This window comes from Kaistella flava (ex Peng et al. 2021), from assembly GCF_015191005.1.
Classification (GTDB): domain Bacteria; phylum Bacteroidota; class Bacteroidia; order Flavobacteriales; family Weeksellaceae; genus Kaistella; species Kaistella flava.
This window is the reverse complement of record NZ_CP040442.1, coordinates 351634-368328: the sequence shown is the minus strand read 5'-3', so window position 1 is coordinate 368328 and position 16695 is coordinate 351634. Positions and strand designations below refer to the sequence as shown.

15 protein-coding genes are annotated in these 16695 nt (G+C 34.2%); 6 read left to right on the top strand and 9 right to left on the bottom strand.

From position 1 onward, the window contains the following. Positions 1-117 precede the first annotated feature (117 nt). Together Q73A0000_RS01635 and Q73A0000_RS01630 are read left to right on the top strand one after the other, a co-directional pair. A complete protein-coding gene (locus Q73A0000_RS01635; protein ID WP_244140782.1) occupies positions 118-693 on the top strand; it encodes an RNA polymerase sigma factor in 576 nt (191 codons plus the stop codon). A gap of 2 nt (positions 694-695) precedes the next feature. After that, entirely contained in the window at positions 696-1472 is a 777-nt protein-coding gene (locus tag Q73A0000_RS01630; RefSeq protein ID WP_193812353.1) for an anti-sigma factor domain-containing protein, read from the top strand. An 88-nt stretch (positions 1473-1560) separates the two neighbouring features. On the opposite strand, the gene Q73A0000_RS01625 is transcribed toward Q73A0000_RS01630, so the two are convergent. Both Q73A0000_RS01625 and Q73A0000_RS01620 read right to left on the bottom strand, forming a co-directional pair. After that, positions 1561-2202 carry an ABC transporter ATP-binding protein gene (locus Q73A0000_RS01625; protein WP_193812352.1) on the bottom strand — a complete coding sequence of 214 codons (642 nt, stop codon included), beginning with the start codon at positions 2200-2202 and terminating at the stop codon, positions 1561-1563. A gap of 1 nt (position 2203) precedes the next feature. Beyond that, positions 2204-3745 carry an ABC transporter permease/substrate-binding protein gene (locus tag Q73A0000_RS01620; RefSeq protein ID WP_193812351.1) on the bottom strand — a complete coding sequence of 514 codons (1542 nt, stop codon included), beginning with the start codon at positions 3743-3745 and terminating at the stop codon, positions 2204-2206. Between the two features lie 169 nt (positions 3746-3914). On the opposite strand from Q73A0000_RS01620, the gene Q73A0000_RS01615 reads away from it, so the two are divergent. The 3 genes from Q73A0000_RS01615 to Q73A0000_RS01605 are packed head-to-tail and all read left to right on the top strand — an operon-like array spanning position 3915 to position 6475. Further along, the gene (locus Q73A0000_RS01615; RefSeq protein WP_193812350.1) at positions 3915-4865 is read left to right on the top strand and encodes a hypothetical protein; all 951 of its coding nucleotides are present in this window, start codon (positions 3915-3917) and stop codon (positions 4863-4865) included. Between the two features lie 11 nt (positions 4866-4876). Continuing rightward, positions 4877-5737 (top strand): helix-turn-helix domain-containing protein, encoded by an 861-nt coding sequence (locus Q73A0000_RS01610; RefSeq protein ID WP_193812349.1) that lies wholly within the window; start codon positions 4877-4879, stop codon positions 5735-5737. Positions 5738-5797: 60 nt separating this feature from the next. After that, positions 5798-6475, top strand: coding sequence for a protein NO VEIN domain-containing protein (locus tag Q73A0000_RS01605; protein ID WP_193812348.1), 678 nt, complete (start codon positions 5798-5800; stop codon positions 6473-6475). 27 nt (positions 6476-6502) lie between these two features. Here Q73A0000_RS01605 and Q73A0000_RS01600 read toward each other — a convergent pair whose 3' ends face one another. The 4 genes from Q73A0000_RS01600 to Q73A0000_RS01585 form a co-directional block, all read right to left on the bottom strand. Further along, positions 6503-7402 carry a WYL domain-containing protein gene (locus tag Q73A0000_RS01600; protein ID WP_193812347.1) on the bottom strand — a complete coding sequence of 300 codons (900 nt, stop codon included), beginning with the start codon at positions 7400-7402 and terminating at the stop codon, positions 6503-6505. 111 nt (positions 7403-7513) lie between these two features. Further along, entirely contained in the window at positions 7514-10699 is a 3186-nt protein-coding gene (gene carB / locus Q73A0000_RS01595; protein ID WP_193812346.1) for a carbamoyl-phosphate synthase large subunit, read from the bottom strand. Positions 10700-10701: 2 nt separating this feature from the next. After that, positions 10702-11790: a carbamoyl phosphate synthase small subunit gene (locus Q73A0000_RS01590; RefSeq protein ID WP_193812345.1), complete on the bottom strand. Its 1089-nt coding sequence runs from the start codon at positions 11788-11790 to the stop codon at positions 10702-10704. A 120-nt stretch (positions 11791-11910) separates the two neighbouring features. Then, on the bottom strand, positions 11911-12807 hold the full coding sequence (locus Q73A0000_RS01585; RefSeq protein ID WP_193812344.1) for an aspartate carbamoyltransferase catalytic subunit: 897 nt from the start codon (positions 12805-12807) through the stop codon (positions 11911-11913). Positions 12808-13045: 238 nt separating this feature from the next. Between Q73A0000_RS01585 and Q73A0000_RS01580 the strand changes: the two genes are divergently transcribed. Then, positions 13046-13501: an Lrp/AsnC family transcriptional regulator gene (locus Q73A0000_RS01580; protein ID WP_193812343.1), complete on the top strand. Its 456-nt coding sequence runs from the start codon at positions 13046-13048 to the stop codon at positions 13499-13501. On the opposite strand, the gene argH is transcribed toward Q73A0000_RS01580, so the two are convergent. From argH to argB, 3 genes are read right to left on the bottom strand one after another with little or no spacing between them, the layout of a single operon-like run. Next, positions 13498-14802, bottom strand: coding sequence for an argininosuccinate lyase (gene argH / locus Q73A0000_RS01575; RefSeq protein ID WP_193812342.1), 1305 nt, complete (start codon positions 14800-14802; stop codon positions 13498-13500). The genes Q73A0000_RS01580 and argH overlap by 4 nt on opposite strands. Positions 14803-14837: 35 nt before the next feature. Next, the gene (locus tag Q73A0000_RS01570) at positions 14838-15920 is read right to left on the bottom strand and encodes a M20 family metallo-hydrolase (RefSeq protein ID WP_193812341.1); all 1083 of its coding nucleotides are present in this window, start codon (positions 15918-15920) and stop codon (positions 14838-14840) included. After that, positions 15895-16692 (bottom strand): acetylglutamate kinase, encoded by a 798-nt coding sequence (gene argB, locus Q73A0000_RS01565; RefSeq protein ID WP_193812340.1) that lies wholly within the window; start codon positions 16690-16692, stop codon positions 15895-15897. The genes Q73A0000_RS01570 and argB overlap by 26 nt, the downstream gene beginning before the upstream one ends. Positions 16693-16695 lie beyond the last annotated feature (3 nt).

Genomic DNA, 16695 nt, shown 5'->3' with positions numbered 1-16695 from the left:
TGATATTTTAATTAAATTTCTCATTTCATTAATAATTATAAAAGGATATACGGAGAACTTTGGAATTTGGTTTTGTATATTAATAAAAAAAACTATTTTTGAAGTTCAATAAAACAATTGATAAAAGAAATCCTTTCACCAGATCAAATTATATCTTTACTATTAAGTAGAGATGAAAAGGGTTTTAATTATTTGTACAAAAATTATTCGGGAGCACTTTACGGGGTGATTTTCAGAATCGTTCGGTATGAAGAAGAGGCGAATGAAGTTTTGCAGGATGTCTTTGTTAAAATCTGGAATTCTGTAAAAAGTTTCGATTCTAATAAAGCTTCATTATACACGTGGATGTTGAATATCGCTAGGAATTCTGCCATCGACCGTTTAAAATCAAAATCTTTTCAGAACGATTTACAAAACCAAAGTATCCCCGATTTCGTAAATGACCATGTAGCACTTTCTACGGAACAGAAACATGAATTTAACGAAATACAAAAAGGAGTGAATACTTTGCGCGACGATTACAAAATATTAATTAACAAAGCCTACTTCGGTGGATTTACACAGGAGGAAATTGCAGAAGAATTGGGAGTCCCGTTGGGAACGGTGAAAACCAGAACCAGAGCGGCACTATTAGAACTAAAAAATATACTGAAAGAATTTACAGTGATCATCTTATTTCTTTTCATTAAATAAAAGTGGATATAAAAAATTACATATCATCAGGCGTTATCGAAGCTTATGCGATGGGAAATCTTTCCAGCGAGGAATCTTCTATTTTAGAATGTGTGATGAAAAACAATGCAGAAGTTAAAGCCGTGGTTTTTGAAGCACAGCAAACTTTTGAGAAATTAGCGACAGGACAGGCGATTGAACCACCTGCTTATTTAGAGGCTGCAATTCGCAGTAAATTAGAGTTTGGAAATACAGAATCATCTGATGGAAAAGTAATTCCTTTAAATCAAAAAAAAGCAACTGATATACCAACAAATAATTTCCCCAGTTGGATGAAAGCAGCTTCTGTAGCCGTTTTATTTGGATTAGGGTATTTGGGATATGAAGTGAATTCTAAAAATAATCAACTTCAGCAAGTTGTGCAGAATAACACAGAACTTTCTACTAAGCTTTATAGTTTAGAAGAAATGAATACAATGCTAATTAATTCGAAAAGAATTCAGTTGAAAGGTGTAGAAAAACATCCTGATATGTTAGCAGAAGTATTTTGGAACGACTCGAAACAAGTGTATTTGGATATTAAAAATCTACCTGCAGCACCGTCGGGTAAACAATATCAATTGTGGGCTATTGTTGATGGCAAACCTGTAGATATGGGAATGTACAATAATGAAAAAAATTCGACCGTTCAACCTATGAAATCCGTGGCAAATCCTCAAGCCTTCGCAATCACTTTGGAAAAAGAAGGTGGAAATGCAACTCCAACAATGGACGAAATGTATGTGATGGGAACGGTTTAAAAACCACCATTTTAAAAAATATAAAAGCGAAGGTTTGTTCTTCGCTTTTTTTGTACTTAATAATTGGTGTGCCGAATTCCCGTTATTTTTATAATTCCAGAACATTTGTTGCTAAAATCTTTGCCTCTTCTTTTGAATGCGTTACCATCACAAAAGTCGTCTTCAATTTTTGGTGAATATCTTTGACCAGAATTTGTAATTTATCTCGAGTTTCGCTGTCTAAGGCTGAAAAAGGTTCATCCATTAAAACGATTTTTGGACTGTGAGCAATGGCTCGGATAATTCCGACGCGTTGTTTTTGACCGCCAGAAATCTCATCTGGAAATTTCTGCAAAAGGTCATTTTTCAAACCAACTAAATGTAGTAATTCTGTAATTTTTTCCTGACAATATAAATCTGACTTCTTCAATAATTTCAAACAGTAAATCATATTCTGATAAACGGTAAGATGCGGAAAAAGAGAATTTCCCTGTAAAACATAACCCATTTCTAATCTTTTTTGAATTAAATTTTCTGCAGTTAAAACTTCACTATCAATTTTCACCAAACCATTTTGTGGAATAAGAAGTCCATTAATAAGACGCAGCAAAGTTGATTTCCCACTTCCACTTTCCCCGAGAATACACGTAAAACTTTCTCTTTCAAAATCAGCAGAAAAATTTTTGAAAATCTCTACAGCATCGTAAGAAAAACTGATATTTTGAACTGATATAATTGAGTTCTTTTCCATTTTAATTCTTTAAATTTTTTAGGAAATTTTTCGCCACTTCTGCGGGACTTTTCTTTTCTATTTCTACTTCGTAATTAAGTTGCTGCATTTTTTCGGTTGAAATTTTCTTCTGAAGTTTGTTTAAAAGTGGTTCGAACTCCGGGTATTTTTCTAAAATTTCCTGCCGGATTACAATTCCCGCTTCATAGTTTGGGAAATAATTTTTATCGTCTTGTAGAACTTTTAAATCTAATTTTTTAATTTGAGCATCGGTCGTAAAAACATCAACCGCATTGATCTTTCCTTCCTCAAAAGCCTTGTATCGCAGATTAATATCCATTTCCTCTAATTTTTTAAACTGAAATTGATATACTTTTTTAAAACCTGGAAAAGCATCAGTTCTTTCAAAAAAATCGAATTCTGCACCGAATGTAAAATCCTGACTTTGCAGCGCAAGTTGTGAGTAATCTGTAATATCTCGCTTCTGCGAATCCTCTTTTGAAATTGCCAAACCATAAGTATTATTGAAACCTAAAAGTCCGAGCCATTTTAATTTGAATTGCTTTTGATAGATTTCATTTAATTCATCAAAATTAATCTGATGATTTTCTGGCAATTTTTCCTTCAAAACATTGAGCCACGCCGTTCCTGTATATTCTACATAAACATCTAAATCTCCGGATAACATTGCTGGGTGAATATTGGTCGTTCCACCACCGATTCCAAATTTTCGGTCGACTTTAATATCGGTATTTGCTTCGATATCCTGTGCAATAATTTCTCCTAAAATAAACTGTTCACTCGTCGGTTTTGAAGCTACAACAATGGTTTTCTCATTATTGGCACCTAAAGGATTTAGATAAAACAAAGCAGCAATCGTACAAATCAAAACAAAAACACTTGGATAAATAATTCTGTTTTTTTGCTTTTTGGTAGCATTTTTAGAAATTAATCTCAGTAAACTTTGATCTTTTTCAAACTGACCAATCCATTGATCACCCAATATTGCAAACAGTGAAATACCGAGAGATCCTGTTACAATCAATCCTGTATTCATGGTATTTAAACCTCGGAAAATTGCTTGACCTAATCCTCCAGCTCCAATTAAAGCCGCTAAACCAGTTAAAGCAACGATCATTACGACGGTGATTCTTAAACCCGATAAAATAGAAGGTAAAGCGAGCGGAAAATAAATATTTTTGAAGACTTGTTTTGGCGTTGAACCCAGACCTTGCGCGGCTTCTACTAATTGTGGCGGAACTTCTTTCAATCCGCTATATGTACTTCTAACAATCGGGAGAAGTCCGTATAAAATTAAAACAATAAGCGCATTTTTCAACCCGATTCCAACTAATGGAATCAATAAACCAAACATAGCAATTGAAGGAATAGTATAGAGAAAATTAATTAAAGGCAGAATAATTTTTCGACTTTTTGTCGAATAAAAAACAAAAATCCCCAGCGAAATCCCCAGTAAAGTCACTGCCAGAAGGGAACCTAAAGAAAGCAATAGATGTTCTGCAAGAAGATTGAGAAAATAAGTGCGGCGCTCCCAAAGATTCATTTAGATAATTTGATACAAGGTAAAAATAATATTTTGATTGAAAATAATTTGTCAGCAGAAAAGAAAATCACAAACATTCTACTAAACATTTTGAAAATAAATATTACGACTACATGTTTTTGGAAGTCGCTCCTCTTTTCTTTGCAGTAGAATTTTAAAAACAAAAATTATGTCAACAACAACTTACACCGTTGAAATCCCACCAATCCATTATTTGCTATTAGGAATGGAAACAACAAATTTCAGTAATGAAAACTCTGAAATTGCAAAAGAAGAAGCACTTTCCTACCTCTCCAAAGTACTGAAGGAAGCCGTCCAAAAAGAAGTTATCGAGATTTGGGATTTTGAAAATGACCATTCTTCCAACTTGGAAAAAATTACAAATCTGGAAAACTCGATTTATACTCAAGAAAATGGAAATATTGATTTTGAGCGAATTCTACAATGTCAAATTAGGTACACCTTTAATAAATATATTAGAAAAAACGCCGTATTCAATCAGCATATTCATGGAAATGCAAAGGAAAAATTAGATTCTTACGGATTTTTAGCGCTGACTGGAAGTCAATCGGAAAGACATGGCAAGTCAACGATCTTCAAAATCAAAAATGAAGAAAAGGGCGGTACCAGAAATGGGTTCGCACGCAGAAAAAAAGAAAATTATCAATTGAATTATTTTGATAAACTAAAAATACAGGAAGTCAGAGAAATTTTTTATAATGAAGAAAATAACTATCAGAAAGTAATATTAAATACAGATTCTTTTTTAGAATTTGAAAAGATTTTTTTATCTATCAATAATACGTTCTTCATTACGAAATACCTTTTTGTACCAAAGAATTATGAAAAATATTCAACAGAAATTTTAGACTTATTGGTTCAAACTTATTCAAATGAAAATAAATTTGAATTTTATACTGATGTAGAAATAGAAGGAGTTCATTTCTATGTTTATACCCACGAAAACATTTCTTGCTCACTGACCTACTCCAAAACAGGAAAACTTTATATAAGAGACTTCAATGGAGTGAAAGAAGTTGATGAACACACCACTTTTTCTGACATCATAGAAATCCAAACCAACGACCAAGAACTAAAAAACATTATCGAAATCATTTAAAATTAAAAATTATGCAAACCAAAAAACCGCTCATTAGTTATGTTGTAAAAACACAGTATATTACCAATAATGTAGGATTAAAAACGCTTTATTTAAAAGTTTTCACCGATGAAAACATTGTGGATGCTCGTAAAAAAGCATTTGAATATTACAATACTGCAATTCATGTTTTAGAAAACGAAGGTGAAATTATAAAAGATACCAATTCTGAAAAAATCATCTATAAAATTCCTGAAAACTATGATCAGGGAATTGGAATTTATCTACGGATTAATGAAGACGTAAATAAGTTCGGAATTGCAGATAAAGCAGATACAAAATATATGATTGAAGCGCATTATAACCTTTCACATCGTGAAGCGAGAAGTATGAAAGTTGGTAAAGAAACGGAGAAAAAATATTACGAATTACTAAAATTAAACTTTGAGCAAGACCAAAATAACAAAATTCCTTTTTCGGCAATAAGATTAGAATTATTAGCAGAACTCAATCGAATTAAAGCAACTTCTTTTGAGAAGATAGATTTTGTGGATTATCGAGACCGAGAAGAAAGTATAGAACAACTTCTGGAAAGCACGTGCGCTTTTTTGAACACCAATGGAGGAACCATCATCTTTGGGCAAAATCCATCGATGGATGATAATCAAGACTTGCACAATATTTTCGGAAATGCGTTTACTATTGAGAAATTACTAACTACTTCTTTTCCAAAAGAAAAGCAACATTTCACTTTTAATAAAAGAAATTTAATGGGCTGTCAATTTTTAGAAATTACGATAAACAAAAGCGAAACCGATTGTTTTTATGGTGGTCAGTTTTATTATCGTTGTGCGGTTGGGAATGTTTTGGATATGGATAAGAATTGTTTGTGAAATAGTAGATTTTAAAAGAAAATTTAAGTTAAAAATGTATATTTAGGGAAAATAAAAAATATGGAAAAATTTGTATCATGGCTAGGACAGAATACTAAAATTAAGACTTCTAAAAGTTATGCGCAAGGAGTTGAAAAATTTGCAGAAAGACAAAATTTAAGTAAAATTTTTGAAGCGAATAGTTCTCAACTGGATGGTTTACTGAATACTTTTGATGAAAATACAATATTTGAAAAAAATGATAAGTCACATTTAAAAAGATTTATAGAATCTAAAGGATTAGATCCAAATGAATATTCAATTTTTGATAGAAAGGAAAATGAAAAGAAATCAAAAAAAACTGAAAAGACTGCAATAAACGATATTACTGAACATTTTACTAAAGAAGGTTATGAAGTAAATAATGTCGAAACAGATAATTGCGGATGGGATTTAGAGGCAATTAAAGGGAACGAGAACTTATTACTAGAAGTTAAAGGCTTATCTGGTAAATTTTACACTATCAACTTAAGTGAAAATGAGTATAAAAAACTAAAAGAGTTAGATAAAAAAAATCAAAAAAATTATAGAATTTGTATTGTTACGAACTGTAAATCAGCAAAATCTAAAAGAGTGAAATTATTTTTAAAATACGATGGTTCGGAATTTCTATCTGATATAAATACTCCAATAAAAAAAGAGGAAATAATTTCTGTAAGATTGCGAAGTGATTCTAGTAAAAAAAGACTTAAAAACTAATATAAAGCCACTCCAAAGTGGCTTATTTCATTCATTCCTCTTCACCGCATCTCTCCAAAAATCCAAAAACTTCTCCTTCAAAAACGCCGGTTCAATTACTTTTAGAGACCAAGTCCGTTTCATGATTTCCATGATAAAATCTTCGTTGGGTTTTACGAAAAACTCAAACTGAATGGTTTCCTTTATTTCAGAAAGTATTTTTTGGGAATGATGAATCGGATTGGCTTTGAGATAATGGCCGTCTCGATGATCAAATTCTAAAACCACTTTTACGGTATTTTCATTGGTAAACATTCCGATTGCGTTTTGAAAAGGAGTTTCGAAATCAATTTCTTTCGGCTTAAATTTTCCTAGAATTTCAATATCCCGAATTCTTTCCAACGCATAACTTTTAAACGGTACATCGCTTGAATCTGTGGCTAAAACGTACCATTTAAAATCTTTCTGTTTCAAACGATACGGCTGAATCGTTTTATTGTTTTCCAGTCCAGAAATATAATCGAAATAGGAAATTTGGAGTTCTAATTTTTCTTCAATTGCTTTTGAAATTTGATAGAAATACTCTAATCCTGTATTCTTTCTGGTTTCAGGAATAACGAATCCAGGCAATAGTAAATCTGTATTTAATGATGATAAAAAAATGGCAGAATTGAGTAAATCATTTTGAAAAACCCCTTCAAATTCTGTGTTAATTGAATATCGATTTAGATTATCGCATTCTAAATCTATTTTCCAAGAATCTTTAATTGCAGTTTTATCATTACTAAAAGTAGTATCGGAATATTTATCCATCTTTAAACTTTTAATATCTTGATAGGCTTTAAACTGCTTTACAATTCTGCTTTTAATTTCACTAACATTTAGTTGACCATTTTCATTTAAAATGGTTCGAACCAGCAATGTCATTCTCAAGAATTTCTTATTCATTCTGTATTTTTTTTTTGTAAAAATAGCAATAAAAACCCTTCAAAGTTAAATAACTTGAAGGGCTCATTTTATGAAAACTTTGTCAAAGATTTTAACTTTGACAAAGTAAATTTACATCTGCTCCATTTTAAAACTCATACTTTCAATCACCTTTAAAATCGCTTCAACCGTATCCATCGAAGTTAAACAAGGAACCCCATTTTCAACCGACGTTCTTCGGATTTGGAAACCGTCTCTTTCGGATTGTTTTCCTTTGGTCATGGTATTTACAATGTATTGAACTTTTCCGGTTTGAATTAAATCGATCAAATTAATTTCCGGATTTTCTTCGATTTTATAACCGATTTTGGTGCGAACGCCGTTTTCTTCAAAATAGTTTGCAGTTCCTTCAGTTGCCCAGATTCTGAAGCCAATTTCCTGAAATCTTCGTGCGAGTTCACAGGCTTCTTCTTTATGTTTATCTGCGACAGTGAAAAGGATTGAGCCGTGTAAAGGCATTTTTCTTCCGGCTCCGATTAACCCTTTGTATAAGGCTTTTTCCAACGTCGTATCTTTCCCCATTACTTCTCCCGTGGATTTCATTTCTGGTCCGAGGGAAATATCAACTCTTGTTAATTTTGAAAAGGAGAAGACCGGAACTTTTACATAAACTCCGTCTTTCACTGGAGCCAAACCGTTTTTATAACCGAGATCTTTTAATTTTTGTCCGAGTATTACTTTCGTGGCTAAATTCGCCATCGGGATTTCGGTAATCTTTGATAAGAAAGGAACGGTTCTACTCGATCTTGGATTTACCTCAATCACGTAAACACCGCCTTGATAAAGGACATATTGAATATTCATTAAGCCAATCACATTCAATCCTTTCGCTAATCTTTCGGTATAATCAACTAACGTAGCGATTTGCTCAGCGTTGATATTTTGTGGTGGATAAACGGCGATCGAATCTCCGGAGTGAACTCCTGCTCTTTCGATATGTTCCATAATCCCTGGAATCACTACTGTTTCACCGTCACAAATTGCGTCAATTTCAACTTCTTTTCCGGTTAAATATCGGTCAATCAAAATCGGATGTTCAGAATTTTCTTTCACCGCATTCGTCATATAATGAGAAAGTTCATGCTCATCATAAACGATTTCCATGGCTCTTCCTCCTAACACATAACTCGGACGAACTAAAACCGGGAAACCGATTTCATTCGCGATAACCAAAGCCTCTTCTTTTGTAAAGCAGGTTTTTCCCAAAGGTTGTGGAATTCCCATTTCCTGAAGTGCGGCTTCAAATTTATTTCTATTTTCGGCGCGGTCTAAATCTTCCAGAGAAGTTCCTAAAATCTGAACGCCGTGTGCGGCTAATTTATCTGCTAAATTAATGGCAGTTTGTCCACCAAACTGAACTACGACTCCTTTTGGCTTTTCCAAATCGATGATGTTCATTACATCTTCTTCGGTCAAAGGTTCGAAATATAATTTATCGGAAATGGAGAAATCGGTGGAAACGGTTTCCGGATTATTATTAATGATAATCGCTTCGTAACCCATTTCTTTTATTGCCCAAACCGAGTGAACCGTGGCGTAATCGAATTCTACACCTTGTCCAATCCGAATTGGACCAGAACCTAAAACGATGATTTTTTCTTTATTGGAAGGAACACTTTCGTTTTCCTCTTCGTACGTTCCGTAGAAATAAGGCGTTTCACTTTCAAATTCCGCAGCGCAAGTATCGACCATTTTATAAACCGGCATTACTCCATTATTTCTTCGGTATTCAAAAATTTCTTTTTGAGTAGAGTTCCATAATGTTGCGATACTTAAATCTGAAAATCCTAATTTCTTGGCTTCGAGTAAAGTTTCTTTGTCGAATTTATTTTCAGCAATAACCTTTTCGAAATCGATGAGTTTTTTAATTTTCCAGATGAAGAATTTATCAATTTTACTCCACTCAACTATTTTTTCCCAGTCGTAGCCTCTTCTCAAAGCGTCGCCGATAATGAACAAACGCTCATCATCACAAACTCTGATTCTTCTTTCGATTTCCTCGTCGGTTAATGCAGCAGCATCTTTTGATTTGAGTCCGATATGTCTTAAACCTGTTTCTAAAGAACGAATTGCTTTCTGCAAAGATTCTTCGAAGTTTCGACCGATTGCCATCACTTCTCCGGTTGCTTTCATTTGGGTTGAAAGTCTTCTGTCAGCGGTTTCAAATTTATCAAAAGGGAAACGTGGGAATTTCGTTACGACATAATCCAAAGCAGGTTCAAAACATGCGTAAGTTTTTCCAGTCACCGGATTCATGATTTCATCTAAAGTCAAACCGACAGCGATTTTAGCAGCGATTTTAGCAATCGGATAACCTGTTGCTTTACTTGCCAAAGCCGATGAACGCGACACTCTTGGATTTACTTCGATGATATAGTAATCGTAAGAATTTGGATCTAAAGCCAACTGAACATTACAGCCACCTTCAATTCCTAAAGCGCGAATAATTTTTAATGAAGAATTTCTCAACATTTGATATTCCCGATCTGAAAGCGTTTGTGAAGGAGCAACCACAATCGAATCTCCAGTGTGAATTCCCACAGGATCGATGTTTTCCATATTACAAACTACAATCGCATTGTCGTTTTTGTCACGCATTACTTCGTACTCGATCTCCTTGAAGCCGGCGATGGATTTTTCAATCAAACACTGACGAACGGGACTGTATTTTAAACCGAAACTTGTAATTTCTTTCAATTCGTCATCACTATGAGCAATTCCACCACCAGTTCCACCCATCGTAAACGCTGGACGAACAATCACAGGATAACCAATATTGTGAGCGAATTCTAAAGCCGACTGAACGTTATTTACAATATCAGAATCTGGAACGGGTTCGTTTAATTCACGCATTAAATTCCGGAATAAATCACGGTCTTCCGCTTGATTGATGGCTGAAAGTTTGGTTCCGAGAACTTCTACTTTACATTCTTCCAGAATTCCAGAATTTTCTAATTCTACGGCCATATTTAAACCAGTTTGTCCACCCAAAGTTGGCAAAAGCGCATCTGGACGTTCCTTACGAATAATATGACTTACGAATTCTAATGATATTGGTTCGATGTAAACTTTATCGGCAATCTCAACATCGGTCATGATGGTTGCCGGATTGGAATTGATGAGGATTACTTTATAGCCTTCTTCTCTTAAAGATAAGCACGCCTGAGTTCCTGCGTAATCAAATTCTGCGGCTTGACCGATGATGATTGGACCACTTCCGATAACTAAAATTGTTTTTATATCTGTACGTTTTGCCATCTTTACTTAGATAATTTTTTAGATTTAAATTCTTCCATCATTTCAATAAATTCATCAAATAAATAGTTTGCATCTTCCGGACCTGGACTTGCTTCCGGGTGATATTGCACAGAAAAACAAGGATGAATTTTGTGTTTCAAACCTTCGTTGGTTCTGTCGTTTAAGGCGATATGTGTTTCTTCTAAATCGGTATTCTTTAAAGATTCCTGATCAACGGCGTAACCGTGATTTTGAGAAGTAATCGCAACTTTATTTTTCTTAAGATCTAAAACCGGATGGTTTCCACCACGATGTCCGAATTTCAATTTAAAAGTTTTTGCACCACTTGCCAAAGCGATCAACTGATGTCCTAAACAGATTCCAAAAATTGGAACTTTACCTAAAAGTTTTTGAATCATTTCGATGGTACCTTTCACATCTTCCGGATCTCCAGGACCGTTGGAAAGCATGACTCCATCAGGATTAATCAACAGAATTTCTTCTGCTGTAGTATCCTGAGAAACCACGATAACGTCGCAATCTCTCTGAGCGAGTTCGCGTAAAATTCCGAGTTTGGAACCGTAATCAACTAAGACTACTTTCAAACCTCTTCCCGGATTTGCGTAGGATGTTTTGGTAGAAACCTGGGCAACCTGATCGGTGGCTAAAACAGAGGCTTTTAAATTTTCGATTACTAAATTTTCATCAGCATCTTCATTTACTATTTTACCTTTTACAACGCCTGAATTTCGAAGAACTCTCGTTAATCTTCTGGTGTCGATTCCAGAGATTCCGGAAAGATTTCTTTTTTGGAAAAACTCATCCAGATCCATTTGAGTTCTAAAGTTGGAAGGAAAATCACATACTTCTTTTACGATTAAACCTTTGATCGCAGGTTCGATGCTTTCGTAATCGTCGCGGTTAATTCCATAATTCCCGATGAGCGGATAGGTCATACAAACGATTTGCCCGCAGTAAGAAGGGTCGGATATCAATTCCTGATAACCCGTCATTCCAGTATTGAAAACGACTTCGCCTTCAATGTCCTGCTCGGCTCCGAAACCTTTTCCGTGAAACACTTCGCCAGATTCTAAAATTAATTTCTTTTTCATTTTTACTTTTTACTAGATCGTCACTTTTTATTTTTAAAAAAAGACGCAAGAATTTCTTTCATAATACTGCGTCAATTACATTTACCAAGGGATTAACCTTAGCAATTTTATAGATTTATTTTATTCAAATTCGAATCCTTTTGCTTCCAAAGCAGTTTTCAAAATGGCCATTCTGGCGAAAACGCCGTTTTCCATTTGTTTAAAAATGCGGGAACGTTTGCATTCAACCAATTCGTCTGCTATTTCAACTCCTCTGTTAATCGGTGCTGGATGCATAATGATGGCTTCTTTTTTCATCGCTTTTTCACGGTCTACTGTTAAACCAAATTTGCGGTGGTATTTTTCAGGAGAAAGTTTTAACTGTTCATCGCTTTCGTGTCTTTCGTATTGAATTCTCAATAACATTAACACATCAACTTCTTTTACCAAATCATCGATGGATAAGTACGTTCCGTTGATAATTGTTCCTTCATCAAACCATTGTTCTGGACCTGAGAAATAAACTTTGGCTCCAAGTTTTCTAAGAACTTCAGCGTTAGAATTTGCAACTCTACTGTGTTTTACATCGCCTACAATTCCCACTTTTAAACCTTTAAATTTTCCGAATTCCTGCTGAATCGTCATTAAATCTAAAATGTTTTGAGACGGATGATTTCCGGTTCCATCGCCCCCATTGATAATCGAAATATCAATTCCTTTAAATTCATCATAGAATTTTTCTTTTTTGTGACGGATCACACAAAGATCGATTCCAAGACTTTTCATTGTTTTTACCGTGTCGTAAAGTGATTCTCCTTTATTAACGGAACTTGCGGAGATATCAAAAGGAACCACGTTTAAACCTAACTTTCTTTCGGCAACATCAAAACTTGTTTTTGTTCTGGTGCTGTCTTCAAAAAAAAGATTGGAAACATAGATTTCACTTTTGGCTTTTAACACTTTACCTTTGGAAAACTCGTCGGCTTCCTGAAGCAATTTGTTAATTTTTTCTACGGATAAATCGGCTGTTCTGAGCATAATTTTAGTTTTTAAATCAAAAAAAAACGAAGCCAAAATGACTTCGTTGTTAATAAATATCGTGAATATCGGCATTGCTGCCTGCATGTAAATCTTCTAATGGAAATATTCTTTTCATTAGTTGCAAAGATATAATATTTTCTGAAATCTGGAAAAGGTTTTTTCAACAAATAAAACTATTCTCGATCAACACGCACTTTTCGCCTTATTTTTAATATTTTTGTTCAAAATCAAATTTATGGATGCCAAGGACAGAATGATTCTCACTTTACTTCAGGAAGACTCCACGTTATCGGTGAAAGAAATCTCGGAGAAAATCGGACTTACCTTTACGCCGACTTACGAACGAATCAAACAACTCGAGAAACAGAACGTTATCGAGAAATATGTCGCCATCCTTAACCGTGAAAAACTCGGTCTAAATATTATCGTTTACTGTAATATCCGACTGAAAGAACAATCTCAAAAAACCTTGGAAGATTTTGAAAAACACATCGAAAGTTTTGATGAAGTTCAGGAAATCATCAGCCTTTCCGGGGAATATGATTATATGTTGAAAATTATCGCAAAGGACATTAACTCTTACAACGACTTCGCTGTTAATGTCATTTCTAACTCGCCAAATATCTGGCAATATCACAGTTCGATCGCTTTACATGAAGTGAAAAAGACCACTAAATTTAAACTCGATTAAGCCAATAATTTGCAGGATATTTTATGGAATTGATGGCTAATTTCGTCTAAGCACAAATTGCCAATACTTCCCTGATGACTATGATTTAAGTCTTTAGCATCGTATTCAAATTCATTATTTTCAATATCATTTCCTATGTTAACATAAGCATCACGAAATGAATTTCCATTTTTCACTTCTTCATTAATTTTCTCTACGCTGAAAATATACCTGTACTTCTCATCTTCTAAAATCCCTTCTTTAACTTCGATGTTCGGCAAAGTATAAATCAAAATTTCCAAACATTCTTTTAAAGAATCAATCGCTGGGAAAAGGATTTCTTTGGTCAACTGCATATCCCGATGATAGCCGGAAGGTAAATTATTGGTGAGCAAAATCAGTTCATTCGGCAAAGACTGAATTCGGTTGCAACGCGCTCTTACTAACTCAAAAATATCAGGATTTTTCTTGTGTGGCATAATGCTGCTACCTGTTGTAAATTCTTTTGGAAAACTGATGAAATCAAAATTCTGACTTAAATATAAACAGACATCATAGGAAAATCGACTTAAAGTTCCAGCCAAAACAGACATCGAAGACGCCAGTAATTTCTCTGATTTCCCACGCGTCATTTGTGCGTAAACCGAATTGTAATTCAAAGTTTTAAAATTCAAATGATAGGTCGTACTTTCCCGATCAATCGGAAATGAAGAACCGTAACCGGCAGCAGATCCTAAAGGATTTTTATTGATGATATTTTTGACTGACAAAAGTAATTCTGCATCATCAACCAAGGCCTCTGCATAAGCGCCAAACCACAATCCAAAAGACGAAGGCATCGCAACTTGAAAATGCGTATAACCCGGCAATAAAACGTTTTTATGCTGATTTGCCAAACGAATCAATAACTGAAAAAGAGCATCAGTTAATTCACCAATTTCACGGATTTCATCTAATAAATATAATTTAATATCCAATAAAACCTGATCGTTTCTTGAACGCGCAGTATGGATTTTTTTTCCAGTTGAACCTAATTTTTCAATTAAAATAGATTCGATTTGAGAGTGAATATCCTCTGCTTCAGAATCGATTTCGAAAGTATTATTTTCGATGCTTTCTAGAATTTCATTTAAAACTGATAATAATTTAAGCGATTCTTGATTTGAAATTAAACCCACTTCTGCCAACATTTTGCAATGCGCCATCGAACCCAAAACATCATATTTTGCCAACCGATCATCGAAATCTAAATCTTTTCCAACCGTGAAATTATTGACCAATTGGTTGGTTAGAGATTTATTTTTTTGCCAAATTTTTTTCATTATTTCTTTTATTTTAAAAACTGTTAAAAACAGATTTACAATATTTTTTCCAAAATTTTAATATAGATTTCAATGCCTTCTTTTATTTCATTAATATAAATAAATTCGTCGGCTGTATGAGATCTTGTGCTGTCGCCAGGACCGATTTTCACCGATGTACACGGAATAATCGCCTGATCAGAAGACGTCGGAGAACCGTAAGTTGTTCTGCCAATTTCTAAACCTGCTTTTACAATCGGATGATTTTCATCAATTCTGGAAGAATTTAATCTGAATGATCGCGCCGTTAATTTAGATTTCATTTCGGACTGAATGATTTCAAAAACCTCTTTATTGCTGTATTCATCAGTCACACGAACATCTAAAGTGAAGTTGCATTTTTCGGGAACCACGTTATGTTGAGTTCCGGCATTGATGACCGAAAGCGTAACTTTTACTTCACCCAAATAGGGCGAAACTTTCGGGAATTTGAAGTTCAAAATATGCTGTAAATCCGCCATGCATTTCACAATCGCATTGTCCGGATTTGGATGCGCAGCGTGAGAAGCAGTTCCGAAAATTTCACCATCGATGACCAACAACCCTTTTTCTGCGATGGCTAAATTCATTTGAGTCGGTTCCCCAACAATCACCAATTCTACATTCAGAAGTTGCGGAAAAAGCAAATCGATTCCGTCTTTCCCAGAGATTTCTTCTTCGGCTGTTAAAGCGATAATTAAATTATGCGACAGATTTTCTTCTTCATAAAAGTGAAGAAAAACCTGCACCATCGAAACCAAAGAAGCGCCTGCATCATTACTTCCCAAGCCGAATATTTTACCATCTTTCTCAATTGGAATAAAAGGATCAATCGTAAATGCTTTATTGGGTTTCACCGTGTCGTGATGCGTATTCAAAACAATGGAAGGTCTGGTTTCATCAAAATATTGATTGACTGCCCAAATATTGTTTTTCAACCTTTTTGTCGGAATATTTTTTTGATGGAAAAATCCTTCGATCACGAGTGAAACATCGTATTCATCTTTACTCAAAGACGGAGTTGCGATGATTTTATTTAATAATTCTGTGGCATTCGTTAGTAATTCGTCCGGGCTATATATCGATTTCTGTTCCTTCATTTTGATGATTTAGTTGGTTTTGTAGTTTGGTTTCATTGAGCAAAACCACTTTATTCACATTATTTTCTTTGGCTGTAAAAGCATTTTTAAGTTTGGGTAAAATCCCTTCATTCAATTTGTTTTCAGACCTTAACTGCTCATATTTTTTAGAATTTAAATTCTTTACGAGAGAATCCGGATTTTCTACATTTTCTAAAACGCCGTCTTTATCAAAACAATACAAAAGTTCAACATCATAATTTTGAGATAAAGCCTGCGCCAAAACTGACGCAACAGAATCCGCATTGGTGTTGAGCAAATTCCCTTTTTTATTGTGAGTAATCGCTGAAAAAACAGGAACCAATTGAAGCTCTAGAAACTTTTGAAGCAAATCAACATTCACACTTTTTGAAACAACATCGCCTACAAATCCATAATCAATATTTGAAACCACACGTTTTTCTGCTTTAATTAAATTTCCATCTGCTCCAGAAAATCCAATCGCATTACAATTTAAATTTTGAAGTTTTGCGACGATATTTTTATTGACTTTCCCAGCGTAAACCATGGTCACAACATCCAAAGTTTTTTGATCGGTGACTCTCCTACCGTCCGTCATTTGTTGGGGAATATTTAATTTTTCTGCTAAATCAGAAGCCAATTTTCCGCCACCATGAACCAGAATCTTCAATGCCTTTATAGAAGCAAATTCTTCTAAAAAGTTCATTAAATCTTTTTCATTATCAATTAAAGAACCGCCGATTTTAATGACATACAATTTCTGTTTATCCATGAT

Coding starts and splice junctions, on each gene's coding strand:
- Q73A0000_RS01625 (WP_193812352.1), bottom strand. CDS start 2,202: ATGGAAAAGAACTCAATTATATCAGTTCAAAATATCAGTTTTTCTTAC.
- Q73A0000_RS01620 (WP_193812351.1), bottom strand. CDS start 3,745: ATGAATCTTTGGGAGCGCCGCACTTATTTTCTCAATCTTCTTGCAGAA.
- Q73A0000_RS01615 (WP_193812350.1), top strand. CDS start 3,915: ATGTCAACAACAACTTACACCGTTGAAATCCCACCAATCCATTATTTG.
- Q73A0000_RS01610 (WP_193812349.1), top strand. CDS start 4,877: ATGCAAACCAAAAAACCGCTCATTAGTTATGTTGTAAAAACACAGTAT.
- Q73A0000_RS01605 (WP_193812348.1), top strand. CDS start 5,798: ATGGAAAAATTTGTATCATGGCTAGGACAGAATACTAAAATTAAGACT.
- Q73A0000_RS01600 (WP_193812347.1), bottom strand. CDS start 7,402: ATGAATAAGAAATTCTTGAGAATGACATTGCTGGTTCGAACCATTTTA.
- carB (WP_193812346.1), bottom strand. CDS start 10,699: ATGGCAAAACGTACAGATATAAAAACAATTTTAGTTATCGGAAGTGGT.
- Q73A0000_RS01590 (WP_193812345.1), bottom strand. CDS start 11,790: ATGAAAAAGAAATTAATTTTAGAATCTGGCGAAGTGTTTCACGGAAAA.
- Q73A0000_RS01585 (WP_193812344.1), bottom strand. CDS start 12,807: ATGCTCAGAACAGCCGATTTATCCGTAGAAAAAATTAACAAATTGCTT.
- Q73A0000_RS01580 (WP_193812343.1), top strand. CDS start 13,046: ATGGATGCCAAGGACAGAATGATTCTCACTTTACTTCAGGAAGACTCC.
- argH (WP_193812342.1), bottom strand. CDS start 14,802: ATGAAAAAAATTTGGCAAAAAAATAAATCTCTAACCAACCAATTGGTC.
- Q73A0000_RS01570 (WP_193812341.1), bottom strand. CDS start 15,920: ATGAAGGAACAGAAATCGATATATAGCCCGGACGAATTACTAACGAAT.
- argB (WP_193812340.1), bottom strand. CDS start 16,692: ATGGATAAACAGAAATTGTATGTCATTAAAATCGGCGGTTCTTTAATT.